General features: G+C 72.5%; 16 protein-coding genes and 1 pseudogene. 7 read left to right on the top strand and 10 right to left on the bottom strand.

Annotated features, from left to right (window positions below; genetic code table 11):
* Positions 1 to 154: 154 nt before the first annotated feature.
* From TNCT1_RS31515 to TNCT1_RS31510, 3 genes are all read right to left on the bottom strand, one after another.
* Positions 155 to 1,102 (bottom strand): beta-ketoacyl-ACP synthase III, encoded by a 948-nt coding sequence (locus tag TNCT1_RS31515; RefSeq protein WP_143638940.1) that lies wholly within the window; start codon positions 1,100 to 1,102, stop codon positions 155 to 157.
* Between the two features lie 132 nt (positions 1,103 to 1,234).
* Complete coding sequence (locus TNCT1_RS36745) at positions 1,235 to 1,363, bottom strand: hypothetical protein (RefSeq protein ID WP_268894188.1); 129 nt, start codon at positions 1,361 to 1,363, stop codon at positions 1,235 to 1,237.
* Positions 1,338 to 2,663 (bottom strand): OFA family MFS transporter, encoded by a 1,326-nt coding sequence (locus TNCT1_RS31510; RefSeq protein ID WP_143638938.1) that lies wholly within the window; start codon positions 2,661 to 2,663, stop codon positions 1,338 to 1,340. The genes TNCT1_RS36745 and TNCT1_RS31510 overlap by 26 nt, the downstream gene beginning before the upstream one ends.
* A 119-nt stretch (positions 2,664 to 2,782) precedes the next feature.
* On the opposite strand from TNCT1_RS31510, the pseudogene TNCT1_RS36495 reads away from it, so the two are divergent.
* Both TNCT1_RS36495 and fdhD read left to right on the top strand, forming a co-directional pair.
* Positions 2,783 to 3,131 (top strand): annotated as a pseudogene (locus tag TNCT1_RS36495) (hypothetical protein); the annotation flags it as partial.
* 7 nt (positions 3,132 to 3,138) lie between these two features.
* On the top strand, positions 3,139 to 3,987 hold the full coding sequence (gene fdhD / locus TNCT1_RS31500; RefSeq protein ID WP_143638936.1) for a formate dehydrogenase accessory sulfurtransferase FdhD: 849 nt from the start codon (positions 3,139 to 3,141) through the stop codon (positions 3,985 to 3,987).
* A 78-nt stretch (positions 3,988 to 4,065) separates the two neighbouring features.
* Here the strand turns inward: fdhD and TNCT1_RS31495 are convergent, their stop codons facing one another.
* Both TNCT1_RS31495 and TNCT1_RS31490 read right to left on the bottom strand, forming a co-directional pair.
* Positions 4,066 to 4,593 (bottom strand): isochorismatase family protein, encoded by a 528-nt coding sequence (locus TNCT1_RS31495; RefSeq protein ID WP_143638934.1) that lies wholly within the window; start codon positions 4,591 to 4,593, stop codon positions 4,066 to 4,068.
* A 19-nt stretch (positions 4,594 to 4,612) separates the two neighbouring features.
* Positions 4,613 to 5,050 (bottom strand): MarR family winged helix-turn-helix transcriptional regulator, encoded by a 438-nt coding sequence (locus TNCT1_RS31490; RefSeq protein WP_143638932.1) that lies wholly within the window; start codon positions 5,048 to 5,050, stop codon positions 4,613 to 4,615.
* 122 nt (positions 5,051 to 5,172) lie between these two features.
* Here TNCT1_RS31490 and TNCT1_RS31485 point away from each other — a divergent pair, with 122 nt between their 5' ends.
* Entirely contained in the window at positions 5,173 to 6,090 is a 918-nt protein-coding gene (locus tag TNCT1_RS31485; RefSeq protein ID WP_143638930.1) for a zinc-binding dehydrogenase, read from the top strand.
* Between the two features lie 122 nt (positions 6,091 to 6,212).
* Here the strand turns inward: TNCT1_RS31485 and TNCT1_RS31480 are convergent, their stop codons facing one another.
* Positions 6,213 to 7,250, bottom strand: a complete 1,038-nt coding sequence (locus TNCT1_RS31480) for a bile acid:sodium symporter family protein (RefSeq protein WP_143638928.1) — start codon at positions 7,248 to 7,250, stop codon at positions 6,213 to 6,215.
* Positions 7,251 to 7,394: 144 nt separating this feature from the next.
* Between TNCT1_RS31480 and TNCT1_RS31475 the strand changes: the two genes are divergently transcribed.
* The 3 genes from TNCT1_RS31475 (at position 7,395) to TNCT1_RS31465 (ending at position 11,313) form a co-directional block, all read left to right on the top strand.
* The gene (locus TNCT1_RS31475; RefSeq protein ID WP_143638926.1) at positions 7,395 to 8,273 is read left to right on the top strand and encodes a LysR substrate-binding domain-containing protein; all 879 of its coding nucleotides are present in this window, start codon (positions 7,395 to 7,397) and stop codon (positions 8,271 to 8,273) included.
* A gap of 249 nt (positions 8,274 to 8,522) precedes the next feature.
* Complete coding sequence (locus tag TNCT1_RS31470; RefSeq protein WP_143638924.1) at positions 8,523 to 10,349, top strand: long-chain fatty acid--CoA ligase; 1,827 nt, start codon at positions 8,523 to 8,525, stop codon at positions 10,347 to 10,349.
* A 127-nt stretch (positions 10,350 to 10,476) separates the two neighbouring features.
* On the top strand, positions 10,477 to 11,313 hold the full coding sequence (locus tag TNCT1_RS31465; RefSeq protein ID WP_143638922.1) for an aldo/keto reductase: 837 nt from the start codon (positions 10,477 to 10,479) through the stop codon (positions 11,311 to 11,313).
* 142 nt (positions 11,314 to 11,455) lie between these two features.
* Here TNCT1_RS31465 and TNCT1_RS31460 read toward each other — a convergent pair whose 3' ends face one another.
* Positions 11,456 to 12,067 (bottom strand): antibiotic biosynthesis monooxygenase, encoded by a 612-nt coding sequence (locus TNCT1_RS31460; protein ID WP_143638920.1) that lies wholly within the window; start codon positions 12,065 to 12,067, stop codon positions 11,456 to 11,458.
* Between the two features lie 187 nt (positions 12,068 to 12,254).
* On the opposite strand from TNCT1_RS31460, the gene TNCT1_RS31455 reads away from it, so the two are divergent.
* On the top strand, positions 12,255 to 12,980 hold the full coding sequence (locus TNCT1_RS31455) for a glycoside hydrolase family 75 protein (protein WP_143638917.1): 726 nt from the start codon (positions 12,255 to 12,257) through the stop codon (positions 12,978 to 12,980).
* Between the two features lie 39 nt (positions 12,981 to 13,019).
* On the opposite strand, the gene TNCT1_RS31450 is transcribed toward TNCT1_RS31455, so the two are convergent.
* The 3 genes from TNCT1_RS31450 to TNCT1_RS31440 all read right to left on the bottom strand — a co-directional run bounded on the left by TNCT1_RS31450 (position 13,020) and on the right by TNCT1_RS31440 (position 16,749).
* On the bottom strand, positions 13,020 to 13,721 hold the full coding sequence (locus TNCT1_RS31450) for an SDR family oxidoreductase (protein WP_143638914.1): 702 nt from the start codon (positions 13,719 to 13,721) through the stop codon (positions 13,020 to 13,022).
* A 190-nt stretch (positions 13,722 to 13,911) separates the two neighbouring features.
* Positions 13,912 to 14,808, bottom strand: coding sequence for a trans-aconitate 2-methyltransferase (locus TNCT1_RS31445; RefSeq protein ID WP_143638911.1), 897 nt, complete (start codon positions 14,806 to 14,808; stop codon positions 13,912 to 13,914).
* Between the two features lie 147 nt (positions 14,809 to 14,955).
* A complete protein-coding gene (locus TNCT1_RS31440) occupies positions 14,956 to 16,749 on the bottom strand; it encodes a glycoside hydrolase family 6 protein (RefSeq protein ID WP_143638909.1) in 1,794 nt (597 codons plus the stop codon).
* Positions 16,750 to 16,773 lie beyond the last annotated feature (24 nt).

Below are 16,773 nucleotides of genomic sequence, written 5' to 3'. Positions count from 1 at the left end.
GCCGGGCGGCGGGCGGGGAGCCGTGTGGGAGCCGCCCGCCGGGGCGTACGGACAGTGAGCGCGCCGGCACGCGAGGCGGCGCGTCGGGGCATGAGCCGGTACTCGGATAAGTCCCCGGGCAGCCGCTCCCCCGAGGGGCCGGCGCCGGCCCGTGTCACGGGCACCGGACGACCTGTCCGGCGTACGACAGGTTGCCGCCGAAGCCGAACAGCAGGGCCGCGTCGCCGCTGCGGACCGCGCCCTGCTCGATCAGCTTGGACAGGGCGAGCGGGATGCTGGCCGCCGAGGTGTTGCCGGACTCGGTGACATCCCGCGCGACCACGGCGTTCACCGCGCCCAGTTTCCGCGCGAGCGGCTCGATGATGCGCAGGTTGGCCTGGTGCAGGACGACCGCGGCGAGGTCGGCGGGGTCCACGCCGGCCTTCTCGCAGGCCCGCCGGGCGATGGGCGGGAGCTGGGTGGTGGCCCAGCGGTAGACGCTCTGCCCCTCCTGCGCGAACCGGGGCGGGGTGCCCTCGATGCGCACCGCGTTGCCCATCTCCGGCACCGACCCCCACAGCACCGGCCCGATCCCGGGTTCCTGGCCCGGCGCGCACGCCTCGACCACGGCGGCGCCCGCCCCGTCACCGACCAGCACGCAGGTGCTGCGGTCGGTCCAGTCGGTGACCTCGGACATCTTGTCGGCGCCGATGACCAGCGCCCGGGTCGCAGCGCCCGCCCGCACCGTGTGGTCGGCGGTGGCGAGGGCGTGCGTGAACCCGGCGCAGACGACGTTGACGTCCATGGCGGCGGGCCGCGGGATGCCGAGGCGGGCGGCCACCCGGGCGGCGGTGTTCGGGGAGCGGTCGATCGCGGTGGAGGTGGCGACCAGCACCAGGTCGATGTCGCCGGGTGCGAGCCCGGCGGCGGCGAGGGCCTTGGCGGCTGCGTGCGCGGCGAGTTCGTCGACCGGTTCGTCGGGGCCCGCGATGTGCCGGGTCCGGATGCCCACCCGGCCGCGGATCCACTCGTCACTGGTGTCGACCATGCCGGCCAGGTCGTCGTTGGTGAGCACCCTGGCGGGCTGGTAGTGGCCGATGGCCGCGATGCGCGAGCCGTGCATGTCGGGATCCCCTCGGTGGGTGGCGGGATCCATCAGTCTGGTCAGTGACCGGCGAGTACGGCGGCAGGCGAGGGCACAGGATTCGGGCATCCGAGTTGTCGGCTTCCGTCACACCCTCGGATGCCCGGGCCGTCATCCCGTGAACAGCTGCGTGGCCTTGCGTACCAGCTCGTACAGCCCGTAGGCGAGCGGTGCCCCCACCCACAGCCAGGCGAGGAGGATCAGGCCCGGCCGGCTACGCGGGCTGCTGTCGCTGGGCATCTGCTGCCTCCCTCTGGGCGGGGACGTGGTGGCGTACGTGCACGGGACGGACGAGTTCGTTGGCGGCGAGACCGACGACGAGCAGGCCGATCATGATGCCGAAGGACAGCCCGTACAGCGAGGACCCGTGCTTCCCGGCCTCCTCCTGCCGGTCGGCGATCCAGTTGACGATCAGCGGCCCGAGCACGCCGGCCGTGGACCAGGCGGTGAGCAGCCGGCCGTGGATGGCGCCGACCTGGTAGCTGCCGAAGAGGTCCTTCAGATAGGCGGGGATCGTCGCGAAGCCGCCGCCGTAGAAGGAGAGGATCACCAGCGCGCACAGGACGAACAGCGGCTTGGAGGTGTCCCCGAACAGCGCGATCAGCAGGTACATCACGGCGCCGGCGCCGAGGTAGACGCGGTAGATGTTCTTGCGGCCGATCCGGTCGGAGGCGGAGGACCAGCCGATCCGGCCGGCCATGTTGGCGGCCGAGAGCAGCGCGACGAAGCCGGCGGCCGCCGACGCCGACACCGGGGTGGAGCTGTCGGCGAAGAAGTCGGTGATCATCGGGGCGGCCTTCTCCAGGATGCCGATGCCCGCGGTCACGTTCGTGCACAGCACCACCCACAGGAGCCAGAACTGCGGGGTGCGCACGGCGCCGCGGGCCGAGACGCGCACGCCCGCGGCGGCGGCCGGCCCCCCGGCGGGTTCCACGGCGCGGGGCACGCGCACGAGCAGCACGCCGAGCAGCATGAAGACGGCGTACGACAGTCCGTGCACGAGGAACGCGAGCGCGATCCCGGAGTGGCCGGTGCCGAAGGACTGGAGCATCTGCGCCGACCAGGGCGAGGCGATCAGCGCGCCGCCGCCGAAGCCCATGATGGCGATGCCGGTGGCCATGCCGGGCCGGTCCGGGAACCATTTGATCAGGGTGGACACGGGTGAGATGTATCCGATGCCGAGGCCGATCCCGCCGACGAAGCCGTAGCCGAGGACGATCAGCCAGTACTGCTGCGTCTGGGCGCCGAGCGCGGAGAGCAGGAAGCCGGAGGAGAAGCAGAGGAGGGCCACGGTCATCGCCCAGCGCGGCCCGTTGCGCTCGACCAGCGTGCCGCCGAACGCGGCCGAGAGCCCGAGCATCACGATCGCGAGTTGGAAGGGCAGCGCGCTGCGGGTGCCGTCGAGGTGCGGTGCGGACTCGAGCGGCGGTTTGAACACGCTCCAGGCGTAGGCCTGGCCGATGGACAGGTGGACGGACAGGGCGGCGGGCGGGACCAGCCAGCGGCTCCAGCCCGGGGGTGCGACAGGGGGGCTGCTCATGACGCCGAACGGTAGGACTCGTTCCGGAAGTTGGAAAGACGCGCCGTCGACCGTTTGCGGTGAACGGTGTGCGCGAGGCGCTCAACGGTCGCCGCGCGGGCTCGACCGCCGCCGGGCACGACGCGCCGCTGACCGACTCGGGGTGTGTGTACTGCGGGAACCGCGTCGAGGTGTGCCCGGCCGGGGCGCTGTCGTTCGAGGCGAAGTCCGGAGTTCGATCTGCGGACGGCCGGAGTTCGATCTGCGGACGGCCGGAGTTCGATCTGCGGACGGCGGGTACCTGGGACGAGTCGGCGCGGACGAGACGACGACGTCGTACGCCCACCGGAGTGGGCTGCGACGCCACGCTCCATGTGCAGGACAATGAGATCGTCGAGGTCACCTCACCGCACGGCAACCCGGTGACCGACGGCGATCTCCGCATCAAGGGCCGTTTTCGGCTGCCAGCACGTACAGAACCGGGGCTGATCAGGACATGGGACGAGTCACGGAACGCCGCAAGGTCCTCCGCATCCGCGACGGGGCGGTCTCCACCCGGCCGGACACGCTCGTCGCCGAGGAACCGCTGGAGATCCGGCTGAACGGCAGACCCCTCGCGATCACCATGCGCACCCCGGGCGACGACTTCGCGCTCGCGGCGGGCTTCCTGGTGAGCGAGGGCGTGCTGGCCGCCGACTCCGACCTGGTGAACATCGTCTACTGCGCGGGGGCGACGGCGGACGGGTCGAACACGTACAACGTGGTGGACGTGAAGACCGCCCCGGGCGTGGCGCTGCCGGAGTTCAGTCTGGAGCGGAACGTGTACACGTCCTCCTCGTGCGGGCTGTGCGGCAAGGCCAGCCTGGACGCCGTGCGCACCACCGCGCGCTGGCCGATCGCCGACACTCCCCCGGTCCGCGTCACCCCCGAGCTGCTGGCGGCCCTGCCCGACCGGCTGCGGGCGGCCCAGCGGGTCTTCGACCGCACCGGGGGCCTGCACGCGGCGGCCCTGTTCGACGAGGACGGTGAGCTGCTGGACGTCCGGGAGGACGTGGGCCGGCACAACGCGGTCGACAAACTGGTCGGGCGTGCGCTGCAGAACGGTGACCTGCCGCTGTCCCGCACGATCCTGCTGGTCTCGGGCCGCGCCTCGTTCGAGCTGGCGCAGAAGGCCGTGATGGCGGGCATCCCGGTGCTCGCGGCCGTGTCGGCGCCCTCGTCGCTGGCCGTCGACCTGGCCGCCGAGACGGGGCTGACGCTGGTGGGGTTCCTGCGGGGCAGCTCGATGAACGTGTACGCGGGCGAGGACCGCGTCGCCCTGCGGGACGCTGCCGCGCAGCGCTGACCGGTTCCCCGCGGCACGGCGGCGGGACCGCTGCCGACAGGCCCCCTCGCCGCGGGGGTCCCGGCGGGGGCCGGCCGCTCAGCCGCCGGTGAGACCGATGTCGCGCGCCCGCACCACCGTGCCCAGCCGCGGGAAGTCGAGCCGGACCGACGCCTCGTGCTCGGGCGCGGTGAGCGCGGCCATGGCGTCCTCCACGAAGACCAGCTCGTAGCCGAGGTCGGCGGCGGCGCGGGCGGTGGACTCCACGCCCAGGTTGGTGGCGATGCCGCCGAACACCAGCGTGCGGATGCCGCGTTCGCGCAGCCGCTCGTCGAGGTCCGTGCCCTGGAAGCCGCCGACGGTGCGCTTGACCACCTCGAGGTCGCCGTCCCGGCGCAGTCCGGCCACCAGTGCGCTGCCGGGCGGCTGTTCGGCGACCGCGGGGCGTTCGACCCGGATCAGCACGACGGTCGCGCCGGCCGCGCGGAAGGCGGCGGCCAGTTCCTCGGCGGTGGCGAGCACCTCGGTGCCCTTGCGGGGTTCCAGGGGCAGCGCGACGACGCGGTCCATCAGGTCGACGAGGACGAGGGCGGTGCGCCGGGGGTCGAGCGCGGGGGCTGCGGTCATGACGGAACGTTAACCGCCGTCAGCCGACGGTGCCGGAAATCCGGATCAACAGGGCCGTGAACTGATCGCGTTCAGTCGTCGACAACGGCGCGAGCAACTCGTCGTTGGCCTCACGGGCCGCCTTCTCGCAGCGGCCGAGCAGGCGGGCGCCGTCCTCGGTGAGGGACACGGCGTTCTTGCGCCGGTCCTTCGGGTCGGGGGCGCGCAGCACGAGGCCGGCGGTCTGCAGGTCGTTGAGTACGCCGACCAGGTCCTTGGGGTCGAGGCCGACCGCGCGGCCGAGATCGGCCTGGGCGACGGGGGCCAGGTCCCGCACCGCGGAGAGGACCACGTGGTGCCACATCTTCATGCCCTCGGCCGCGAGGGCGTCGGCGACCAGGGCGCGGCCGCGGGCGGCGGCCCGGCCGAGGATCCAGCTCGGCAGGGCACGGATGGCGGGGAGGGGTGCTTCGGCCATGACGGCATTCTACCCAAGAACCGTTGGACATCCCAACGAAAGCCGCCTACCGTTGGGGCCGCCAACGATTTCGTGGGTGTTCCCAACGACCGCCGGGCCGTGCCCGGTGTCTGGAGGCTGCGATGCGTCGCGTCCGGTACGAGTCCGCCGGCGGCCCGCTGTTCGTCGAGGAGGCGGCGGTGCCCGTGGCCGGCCCCGGTGAACTGCTGGTGCGCTGTGCGGCGGTCGGCGTCACCCTGCCCGTCGTCCGCAAGGTGGCCGAGGCCGCCGAGCCGGTCCCGCTGGGCGGCGAGATCGCCGGCACGGTGGTCGCCGTGGGCGAGGGGGTGAGCCGCTTCCGGGCCGGCGACCGGGTGACGGGGCTGTGCTTCGGCCACGGCTACGCCGACCACGCCCTGCTGCACGAGGCGATGGCCTCCCCGGTCCCCGCGGGCGCGAGCTTCGTCGAGGCGGTCGCGCTGGTGCGCAGCGGGCTGGTGGCCCTGGGCGCGCTGCACGCGGCGGGCCCGGTGCGCGGTGAGGCGGTGCTGGTCACGGCCGCGGCGAGCGGGGTCGGGCAGCTCGCGGTGCGGCTGGCGCGGACGCGGGGCGCGCGGCGGGTGGTGGGCGCCGTCTCCGACCCGGCGAAGGCGGACTTCGTCCGCTCGCTCGGCGCGGACGACTGCGTCCGGTACGGGGACGAGCGGTGGGGGGAGCCGTACGACTGCGTGCTGGACGCGGTAGGCGGCGACCTGCTCGCCCCGGCGCTGGCCGCGCTCGCCCCGCACGGCCGGCTGGTCGCCTACAGCTCCGGCGGCGGCACGATCCAGGCGTACGACCTGCTGGTCGGCGCCAAGTCGGTGATCGGCTTCCAGATGGCGCTGATCGCCCGCGGCCGCCCGGCCCTGTACGAGCGCTGGCGGCGCGAGCTGTGGCGGCTGTTCTCCGACGGCACGCTGCGTCCCGCCGTGCACGGGGAGTTCGCCCTGGAGGACGCGGCGAGGGCACACGAGGCGATCACGACGCGCAGCAACCTGGGCAAGGTGGTGCTGCGGCCTTAGCGGCGCAACGGGCCTACGCATGCGTGTCGCTCACGGGGCCTACGGGACCGCGGGACCCGCGGCCCCGCGGGGCCCGCGCCGGAACCCAACGCGGCGCGGACCCGGCGGCGGCCCCGCAGGGCTCAGCGGCGGTCGCCGGTGTCGGCCGTCGGGCGGGGCGTCCCGGTCGGGCCGGTGGGGGTCGCGGTGGCCTCGGGGTCGTGGGCGCGCCGCTTGGCGATGACCGCGCACACCATGAGCTGCATCTGGTGGAAGAGCATCAGCGGCAGCACGGCGAGGGAGGCGTGGGCGCCGAACAGGACGCTCGCCATCGGCAGGCCGGAGGCGAGGGACTTCTTGGAGCCGGCGAACTGGATCGCGATCCGGTCCCCCCGGCCGAAGCCGAGCGCGCGGGCGCCGTACCAGGTCAGCAGCAGCATCACCGCGAGGATCACCGCCTCGACGGCGAGCAGCGCCCCCAGCCGGACGGCGCTGACCTGGTGCCAGATGCCCTGGGTCACGCCCTCACTGAACGCGGTGTAGACGACCAGCAGGATCGAGCCGCGGTCGACCAGGCCGAGGACCTTCTTGTGCCGGGCGACGAAGGCGCCGATCCACCGGCGCAGCACCTGCCCGGCGACGAACGGCACCAGCAGCTGCAGCACGATCTTGACCAGCGAGTCGGCGGAGAACCCGCCGCCGCTGTTGCCCAGCAGGGCGGCCGCCAGCAGCGGGGTGGCGACGATGCCGACCAGCGAGGAGAAGGAGCCGGCGCAGATCGCGGCGGGCACGTTGCCGCGGGCGATCGAGGTGAACGCGATCGACGACTGGATCGTGGACGGCACCAGGGTCAGGAACAGCAGCCCCTGGTACAGCGGCTGGGTCAGCAGCAGCGGGACCAGCCCCCGGGCGGCCAGGCCCAGCAGCGGGAAGACCACGAAGGTGCAGGCGAGCACGGTGACGTGCAGCCGCCAGTGGCGCAGGCCGTCCATCGCCTCGCGGGTGGAGAGCCGGGCGCCGTAGAGGAAGAACAGGAAGGCGATCGCCGCCGTGGACGCCCCTGAGGCGACGTGCGCGCCGGTGCCGTGGGCCGGGAGGAGCGCCGCGAGCCCGACCGTGCCGATCAGCAGCACGATGTACGGGTCGATCGGCAGCCGGCTCGGCCAGTGCGGGCGTCTCACGGTGCTCCACTCGCTGTTCGTCGGGTAGGTGCGCGGGACCCGGAAGGTCCCCCTCCATCGTCCTCCCCGGCACCGCGATCGGGAATCCGGCATACCACTCTGACTGTCATCGCATACCGTGATGAGCCCGGATAGTCTGGGGGCGTGTACGACCCGACCCAGCTGCGCACCTTCCTGGCGGTGGCGCAGACGCTGAGCTTCACGCAGGCGGCCCGGCGTCTGGGGCTGCGCCAGTCCACGGTCAGCCAGCACGTGCGCCGGCTGGAGGAGGCCGCCGGCCGTCAGCTCTTCGCCCGGGACACCCACTCGGTGGAGCTGACCGAGGACGGCGAGGCCATGCTGGGCTTCGCGCGCCGGCTGCTGGAGGTGCACGAGCAGGCGACGGCGTTCTTCACCGGCACCCGGGTGCGCGGGCGGCTGCGCTTCGGCGCCTCGGAGGACTTCGTGCTGACCCGGCTCCCGGAGATCCTGGAGGGCTTCCGGCACGACCACCCCGAGGTCGACCTGGAGCTGACCGTCGAGCTGTCCGGCACGCTGCACGAGCAGCTCGCGGCCGGCAAGCTGGACCTGGTGCTGGCCAAGCGGCGGCCCGAGGATCCGCGCGGCGAGCTGGTGTGGCGCGACGACCTGGTGTGGATCGGCTCCGAACACCTGCGCCTCGACCCGGACCGGCCGGTCCCGCTGATCGTCTACCCTCCGCCGGGCATCACCCGGGCCCGCGCCCTGGAGGCGCTGGAGGCGCGGGGCCGCGAGTGGCGGATCGTGTGCACCAGCGGCAGCCTCAACGGCCTGATCGCCGCGGCCCGTGCCGGTCTCGGGGTCATGGCCCACTCCAGGCGGCTGATCCCGCCGGGCCTGTTCCGGCTGCCGGAGCGCCCGGCCCTGCCGGAGCTGGGCAAGGTCGACTTCGTGCTGGCGCACGGCAGGCGCCGGGGCGCCGCGGACGCCGCGGCGAACGCCCTGGCGGCGGCGATCCTCGCGGGCGGCGACCGGCTGCGCCGGGGCCGGCGCGACGGGCGCTGACGGGACCCGCCGGCCGTAGACGCGTCGTACAGATTCGGTGGAGATTACGCTCCCGTAAGTTACTGACCCGTCAGTATTGTGTCCGGCCCTTACCCATGTGAGGGTATTTTCCGATCGTCGGCCGGTGGGAAGGCGAGGTTTGCTCGCTTTCCGCACACCTGCCGCCCGACTGACGGGTGGGGTAGCTTTCACGGCGCTGAGCGGAGCATCGCGGGCGTGAGTCGAGGAGCAAGGACGGGGAGCGCGGGTTTGCACGAGTTCACCACCCCTCCGTTGACGTCGGCGCCGCCGGTGGGCGGACTGGCCGACGCCGTCTTCGAACACGCCCTCGACAACCCCACGCACGCGGCGCTGGGCCGCAAGGACGAGTCCGGGCAGTGGCGGGACGTGACCTCCGCCGAGTTCCGCGACGAGGTGCTCGCCCTGGCCAAGGGCCTGCTCGCCCGCGGCATCCGGTTCGGTGACCGGATCGCCATCATGTCCCGCACCCGCTACGAGTGGACCCTGTTCGACTTCGCGCTGTGGACGATCGGCGCGCAGGTGGTCCCCGTCTACCCGACGTCGTCGGCGGAGCAGTGCTTCTGGATGCTGTACGACGCCGAGGTCACGGCGGCGATCGTGGAGCACGAGGACCACGCGATGACCATCGCCACCGTCATCGACCGGCTGCCGCGTCTGCGGGAGCTGTGGCAGCTCGACTCCGGCTGTGTGCAGGAGCTGTACGACGCCGGCGCGTACCTGGACGACGAGGTGGTGCACCGGCACCGGCAGGCGGTCACCCCGGAGTCGGTCGCGACGATCATCTACACCTCGGGCACCACCGGCCGCCCCAAGGGCTGCGTGCTGTCCCACGGCAACCTGATGTACGAGGCGGACACCGTCATACGGCGCTGGGAGCCGGTGTTCCACTCCAAGAAGGGCGACGAGGCCTCCACCCTGCTGTTCCTGCCGCTCGCGCACGTCTTCGGCCGGATGGTCGAGGTCGCCACGATCCGCGGCGGGGTCCGCCTCGGCCACCAGCCGCAGCTCCACGCCGCCGCCCTGCTGCCCGACCTGCAGGCCTTCCGTCCCACGTTCATCCTGGCGGTGCCGTACATCTTCGAGAAGGTGTTCAACTCGGCCCGGCGCAAGGCGGAGAAGGAGGGCCGGGACGGGGCCTTCGAGAAGGCCGTCGACGTCGCGGTGAAGTACGCGGACGCCGTCGAGGCCAAGGCGTGGGGCACCGGACCCGGCCCGTCGGCCGGCCTGCGGATGCAGCACCAGCTCTTCGACAAGCTCGTGTACTCCAAGGTGCGCGCGGCCATGGGCGGCCGCATCCGCAACGCGATGTCCGGCGGCTCCGCGATGGACCGCCGGCTCGGGCTGTTCTTCGCGGGCGCCGGGGTGCAGATCTACGAGGGCTACGGCCTGACCGAGTCCTCGGCGGCCGCCACCGCCAACCCGCCCGAGCGCACCCGCTACGGCACCGTGGGCCTGCCCATCCCCGGCGTCACCGTGCACATCGCCGACGACGGCGAGGTCTGGCTGCACGGCGGCAACGTGTTCCAGGGCTACCTCAACAACCAGAAGGCCACCGACGGCACCCTGCACGACGGCTGGCTCGCCACCGGCGACCTCGGCGCCCTGGACGAGGACGGCTACCTGACGATCACCGGCCGCAAGAAGGAGATCCTGGTGACCTCCGGCGGCAAGAGCGTCTCCCCGGGCGTGCTGGAGGAGCGGGTGCGCGAGCACCCGCTGGTCAACCAGTGCATCGTGGTCGGCAACGACCGGCCCTACATCGCCGCCCTGGTCACGCTCGACCAGGAGGCCGTCGAGCACTGGCTGCAGATGCGCGGCAAGCCCCGGCTCAGTCCCGCGCAGCTCGTGCGCGACGCGGACCTGGAGACGGAGGTGCGGCGGGCGGTCGTGGCCGCCAACACCCTGGTCTCGCAGGCCGAGTCGATCCGCACGTTCCGCATACTGGCGCAGCCCTTCACCGAGGAGCACGGCCTGCTGACGCCGTCGCTGAAGCTGAAGCGCAAGGCGATCGAGAAGGCGTACGCGAGCGAGGTCGAGGCCCTGTACCAGGCCTGAGGGGCCGCGGGCGGGCGGCGCCGGCCGGGATTCCCCGGCGCGGATCGTGCCGTGCGGAATGCATCGGGGCCCGTGATCGTTGACGATGGGTGCACCACCTGTCGACAACCGAAGGATCAACGAGCTCGTGAGCAGCAAGGTCAACCCGATCATCCTCAACAACGGCGCCGAGATGCCCCAGCTGGGCTTCGGCGTGTGGCAGGTGCCGGACGACGAGGCCGAGCGGGCCGTCGCCACGGCGCTCGAGGCCGGGTACCGCAGCATCGACACCGCGGCGATCTACGGCAACGAGGAGGGCACCGGCAAGGCCATCGCCGCCTCCGGCCTGCCCCGTGAGGACGTCTTCGTCACCACCAAGCTCTGGAACAGCGACCAGGGGTACGACTCCACGCTGCGGGCGTTCGACGCGTCGCTGGAGAAGCTGGGCCTCGACTACGTGGACCTGTACCTCATCCACTGGCCGCTGCCATCCCGGGACACCTACATCGACACCTACAAGGCGTTCGAGAAGCTGTACGCCGACGGCCGGGCGAAGGCGATCGGCGTCTCCAACTTCCTTCCCGAGCACCTGCGCAGGCTGATCGAGGAGACCTCCATCGTGCCGGCGGTCAACCAGATCGAGCTGCACCCGCACCTGCAGCAGCACCAGGCCCGCGAGCTGCACGCGGAGCAGGGCATCGCCACCGAGGCCTGGTCGCCGCTGGGCCAGGGCAAGGGCCTGCTGGAGGTGCCGGCGATCGTCGCCATCGCGCGCAAGCACGGGCGGACGCCGGCACAGGTCGTGCTGCGCTGGCACATCCAGCTCGGCAACGTCGTGATCCCGAAGTCCGTGACGCCGTCGCGGATCAAGGAGAACATCCAGGTGTTCGACTTCCATCTGGACGACGAGGACCTCGCGGCCATCAGCGCCCTGAACGAGGACCGGCGCCTCGGCCCGGACCCGGCCACCTTCGACGTGGGCTGAGCCCCCGTACGGCGCACGGCCGTCCGCCCGCCGGTCCGGCGGGCGGACGGTCGTTGCCGGTTCCGCGCGTCTTCGCCGGCTTCCCGCGCCCGCCGCGTTCCGCGCGCCGCGGGCTGATCCGACGCGGATCGTCGGACGGGCCCTAGCCGAGGTTCACGTCCGCGTGCACGACCTCGAACTCCTCCAGCCCGACGACGCTCACCCGCGCCTTCGCCACGGCCTCGTGCCGGGCCGCCGCCTGACCGGCCCGCGAGGCCGCCATCGAGGCGCGGTCGACGAAGAGGGCGCCGACCTGGCCCCGGCCGCGCTCGCGGTCGATGAGCAGCGCGGCCCGGGCGAGACCCGGCAGGGTCTCGAAGCGCGGCATGACGGTCGACCGGAAGGTGTCCACGAACAGGCCGGCGTCCGCGGGGTCGAACTCCACCCGGGACACGCGCAGCCCGCCGCCCATGCGCGGCACCCGCAGCGAGCGGTACACCGCCGCCTCGAAGTTCTCCACCGCCAGGGTGCCCGCGAACGGTTCGAGGAGCGCCTCCCGGCGCCGGCGCATCACGGTGTCGCTGTTGCTCCGGGCCTCCGCCGATTCCCACCAGCTCACCGTGAGCAGCTTGCCGAGCTCGCGGTCGGTGAAGACGCCGGCCCCGAGGTAGCCGGGACGCTCCTCGAGCAGTTCGCGCCCCTCGGAGTTCAGGGCTCTGACCGCCGTGTCGATCTTCGCGGGGTCACCGGTCGCGTAAACGGTGCGTACGAACATGGCATCTCGCCTCCGCGTGGAGATCCGGCCTCTCGCCTCGATTGAGTTCAGTCTTTCGTGGGAGGCATAACCCCGCAAAGCCGAACACAACGCCGACTCTCGCACAGAGGCTTGACGCGGGCATGCGCATGCGCCACCTTGTAGGACGCCCGGTAAGGAAACTTTCCTAACAGAAGGGTCCCCCACAGTGCGCCTGCGTTCACTGACCCTCGTCGCGGCCTCCGGCGCCGCCCTGCTCGCCGCCGGAGTGCTCCCCGCCCACGCCTCCGGCCCCGGCCCCGGCGACCCGGCGGACACCACCCCCGGCGCCCCGGCCTCCGTCCAGGAGGGCACCGTCAGCGCGGCCGACCTGCTCGCCAAGGTGACGTCCTGCTCCCAGATCTCGAACGGCAAGTACCGGACGGACGAGGAGACGTCGGCGACGGTCCCGGTGTGCGGCAAGAACGGCGCGGTGTTCTGGAAGGCCGACATGGACATCGACTGCGACGGCCAGCGCACCGCCAACTGCAACGAGGACCGCGACCCCTGGTACCAGGACGACACCGCGTTCCACCAGTCCGACGGCAAGCCCTTGAAGGCGGAGTCCCTGCCCTATGTCGTGGTGCCCAGTTCCAGCAGCATCTGGAACTACTCCGGCGCCGGCATCAAGGGCGGCGGCGTGGTCGCCGTCGTCTACGGCGGCAAGGTCGAGTACGCCGTCGTCGGGGACACCGGCCCCACCGGGATCATCGGCGAGGCCTCGTACGCGACCGCCAAGGCGCTCGGCATCGACCCCGACCCGGCGACCGGCGGAGCCGACTCCGGCGTGACGTACATCCTGTTCAAGAACTCCAAGGTCTCCCCCATCGAGAGCCACAGCGCGGCCGTCACCCTCGGGGACCAGCTGGCCAGGCAGTTCCTGCAGAACAACTGACCCGCACCACCGACCAGCCCAACTGGTTCTCGTCGCGGATCAGTTGGGCTGTCCGAGCGGGCGTACGACGACGGTGTTGACGTCGACCCCGGCCGGCTGCCGGATCGCCCAGACGACGGAGTCGGCGATCTGCTCCGCGGTCAGCAGACGCCCCGGGGGCAGGCTGCCGTAGCTGTCCCAGAAGGGCGTCTCGACCCGGCCGGGCGCGACCAGCGTGACCCCGACGCCGAACTCCGTGACCTGGCGCCGGGTGTTCTCGGCGAGCCCGGTGACCGCGCACTTCGTGGCGCCGTAGAGGTTGCCGGGCGTGGGCACGAAACCGGCCACGCTGCCGATGAGGACGATCCGGCCACCGGTCTCCTTCAGCGCGTCGACGGAGGCGCGGATGAGCAGGGCGGGGCCGAGGACGTTGGTGAGGACCATCTCGGGCCAGCCGGCCGGGTCGCCGTCGGCGACGGAGTCGTGGGTGGCGGAACCGGCGTTGGAGACGACCGTGTCCAGCCGGCCGAACTCCGCCAGCGTGCGGTCGACCGCGCCGCGCACGTCGTCGTAGGAGGCCGCGTCACCGGCGGCCGTCAGCAGGCCGGCGGGGTCGCCCAGGGCGCCGGCGAAGTCCCGCAGCCGCCGCTCGCCGCGCCCGGTGACGGTGACCCGGTACCCGGCGTCCAGCAGGCGCCGGGCCACCGCGGCGCCTATCCCGCTGCCGCCGCCGGTGATGAGCGCGACCGGAGAGTCGTTCATGGTTTCCCCCTCGGATGTCGGTGAACGCGGGGAGTCCATCACTTGGAGCGCTCTCCAGGTCAAGCCCCGTCTCCGGGGCCGGGCCGTCGGTGACGCCGGGTGGCGTGCCGCGTCCGGCGGCGGACGAGCGGGGGTCTTCCGTTCGGATCGGGCCGGATCAGCGAGAACGGCATGATCCGGACGGGAGTCTCTAGACCGGCCGGACCGCCCGGTGCACGGTGTGGGCCGCCAGCACGAACAGGTCCGGGCGGTGGTGGACGCCGCGGTCGTCGGCCGGGTCGAGGAGGCGGTCGAGGGTGGCGCGGTCGTCGGCGTCGAGGGCGTCGGCAAGGATGTCCCGGGTCCGGGTGAGGACGTCGGCGACATGGGCACGGACCTGGTCCGGGACCGGGGCGGGCAGGTCGAGCAGGAAGCTGCGGGTGCCGGTGTGCTTCAGGCCGGCGGCGGCCAGCAGGGCGGGCCAGTCCTCCGTCTCGGCGACGGCGCCCGGCAGCCCGGCGCGCATCGCGGCGAACCGGTCCTGCTGCGCGGCGTCGATACGCGCCTGCAGCCCGGGGCGGCCGAAGCCGATGTCGCGGGGCAGGTAACGGGCGGCCAGTCCTCCCTCCAGGATGGCCAGGGTGCCGCCCGGCGCGAGCCGTTCGGCGAACTCGGTGAGCGCGGCCCGCTGGTCGCCGAGGTGGTGCAGGCTGCGGCTCGCCCACAGCAGGTCGGCCGGCCGGTCGAGCTCTCGCAGCACGCCGGGGAGTTCACCGGCCAGGGTGCCGAACCGGTCGCCGTGGCCGAGGCGGGCGGCGCGGTCCCGGGCGCGCTCCAGCAGCGGCTCGGAGCTGTCGACGGCGACCACCCGGGCCCCGGGGAACGTCTGCGCGAACAGACCGGAGATCACCCCGGGCCCGCTGCCCGCGTCGACGACCAGCCCGGGTTCGGTCATGTCCTCGCTCAGCCAGGCCAGCGCCTGGGCGTACGCGGGCGTGGACACCTCGGCCTCCGCCTCCAGCATCGCGGCCAGCGCACCCCAGTCGGCGTCGTCGCCGTGGTGATGGCCCTGGTGCGGGCGGTGGTGGCTGTGGTGTTCGTGTGCCATGGCTTCGGCCTCCTGGGCGCCGGTGTCCTGATGCGGACAGACTGCGCCGGGGGGCGGGGCCGGGGCCAGTTCTGTTGCCGGGGCCGCAAAAACGGATCCGCCGGGGCGCGGCCGGTGCGGGCCGTGCCCCGGCGGACGTTCAGCCGGTCAGGACAGCGGCGGGTAGGCGTTCTGCATCAGCTGCTGGAACTGGGCGGAGAACCAGTGCCCGGCCAGCGGCGCGTTCGGCAGGGCGCCGGAGGGGCTGTTGCCGTTGCGGGCGTTGCCGCCGTACGTCGGGTCGCACATGCGGTCGAAGCCCTTGCCCTCGTCGTTGCTGACGGCGGAGCTGGCGCCGTCGGACTCCCCCGGCGGCTTGACCCAGACGTAGGCGTCGATGCCGGCGGCCGGCGCCGCGGTGGGCCGCTCGCCGATTCCCGCCCCGCTCTGGTTGCACCAGTTGCCGGCGTGGATGCGCCGGTCGATCCGGCTGCCGTTGACGTAGTCGTCCACGGAGGTCAGCGGGCCGGACTTGGTGGGCCGGGCGGTGCCGCCCCAGCCGTTGCGGGAGGTGTCGATCAGCATGCCGAGGCCGGAGTTGAACCCGGACGCGACCAGCTTGTCCCGCAGCGCCTGCGCGAACGACTGCTCGTCGACGTACTGGTTCCAGTCCACCCACTTCGACTGGCGCACGGTCTGGCCGTTCACCGAGTCGGTGACCTTGAAGTACGGCTCCTTGGTGGCACTGTAGTTGGCGGTGTTGACGATGAACCCGGCCACGTCGTTCACGCTGGCGCCGTTGCTGGTGGCGACCTTGTAGAACTCCTGGACGGTGGGGCCGAGGTTGGAGTCCCAGCCGAGCCAGGCGTGGTGGCCGGCGTCGATGTAGTTGTAGACGTTCGCGATGGCGCCCAGCTTGTCGAGGGCGTAGCTGACGCCCTTCTCGTAGTTGCCGTTGGCCTTCATGGTCGCGCAGGCGTCGGTGCTGCCCGCGGTGCCACCCGCGTTGGTGACCAGGTTGGGCAGCGAGTCGGGCTCGATGACCGTGGCGATCCGCAGGCCGGCGTACTTCGAGTCGGACAGGATGGCGGCGATCGGGTCGATGTACTGGCTCTTGTACTTGTCGAGGTCGTTCGGCCCGAGTTCGCCGTTGGAGGCCAGGGCGGAACAGTCACGGCCCGGCAGGTCGTAGATGACCAGTTGGACGACGAGGTCGCCGGAGCCCTTCTGCTTCAGTGCCTCGTCCAGGTGGGCGCGCAGGCCCATGCCGCCGTTCACTCCGTTGATGGCGGCGATCCGGTCGAGCCACACGGCGGTGGGCTGGTTGGAGATGCGGCTGCCGCCCGGTTCGGCGGCCGCGTGGGCCGACCACTCGGGGTTCACGTACGCCTTGGCCCCGGTGTAGGGGTTGTCGACGCGGCCGCCGGTGCCGCCGCCCGTGTCACCACCGGTGCCGCCGCCCGTGCCGCCGCCTGTGTCACCGCCGGTGCCGCCGCCGGTTCCGCCTCCGGTGTCACCTCCGGTGCCGCCGCCGGTGCCGCCGCCGTCGACGTTGCAGGTGACGCCGTCGAGGGTGAAGGTGGCGGGCACGGCGTTGGTTCCGCTGTAGGTGCCCTGGAAGCCGAAGCTGACGGAACCGCCGTTGGCCAGCGAGCCGTTGTAGCTCTCGTTGGCGGCGGTGACGGCGGCGCCGCTCTGGGTGACCTTCGCGTTCCAGGCGCTGGTGACCTTCTGGTTGCCGGCGTACGACCACTTCACCGACCAGGCCGACTTGGCGGCGCCGTTGTTGGTGACGGTGACGTTGGTGGTGAAGCCGGTGTCCCACTGGTTCTGTATCTGGTACGCGACGGTGCAGGGAACGGCGGTCGCCGCGGCACCGGCCGGTCCGGCGACGAGCGCCGTCCCGGAGGCACCGGCGACCAGCACCAGGGCGGCGAGCAGTGAGGTTCTGGTAGGACTCATGAGTGCGGGTTTCCTTCTGTCGTC

Source organism: Streptomyces sp. 1-11, from assembly GCF_007176755.1.
Lineage (GTDB): Bacteria > Actinomycetota > Actinomycetes > Streptomycetales > Streptomycetaceae > Streptomyces.
The sequence above is the reverse complement of the archived record's forward strand: the minus strand, read 5'-3'. Positions and strand labels throughout refer to the sequence as shown.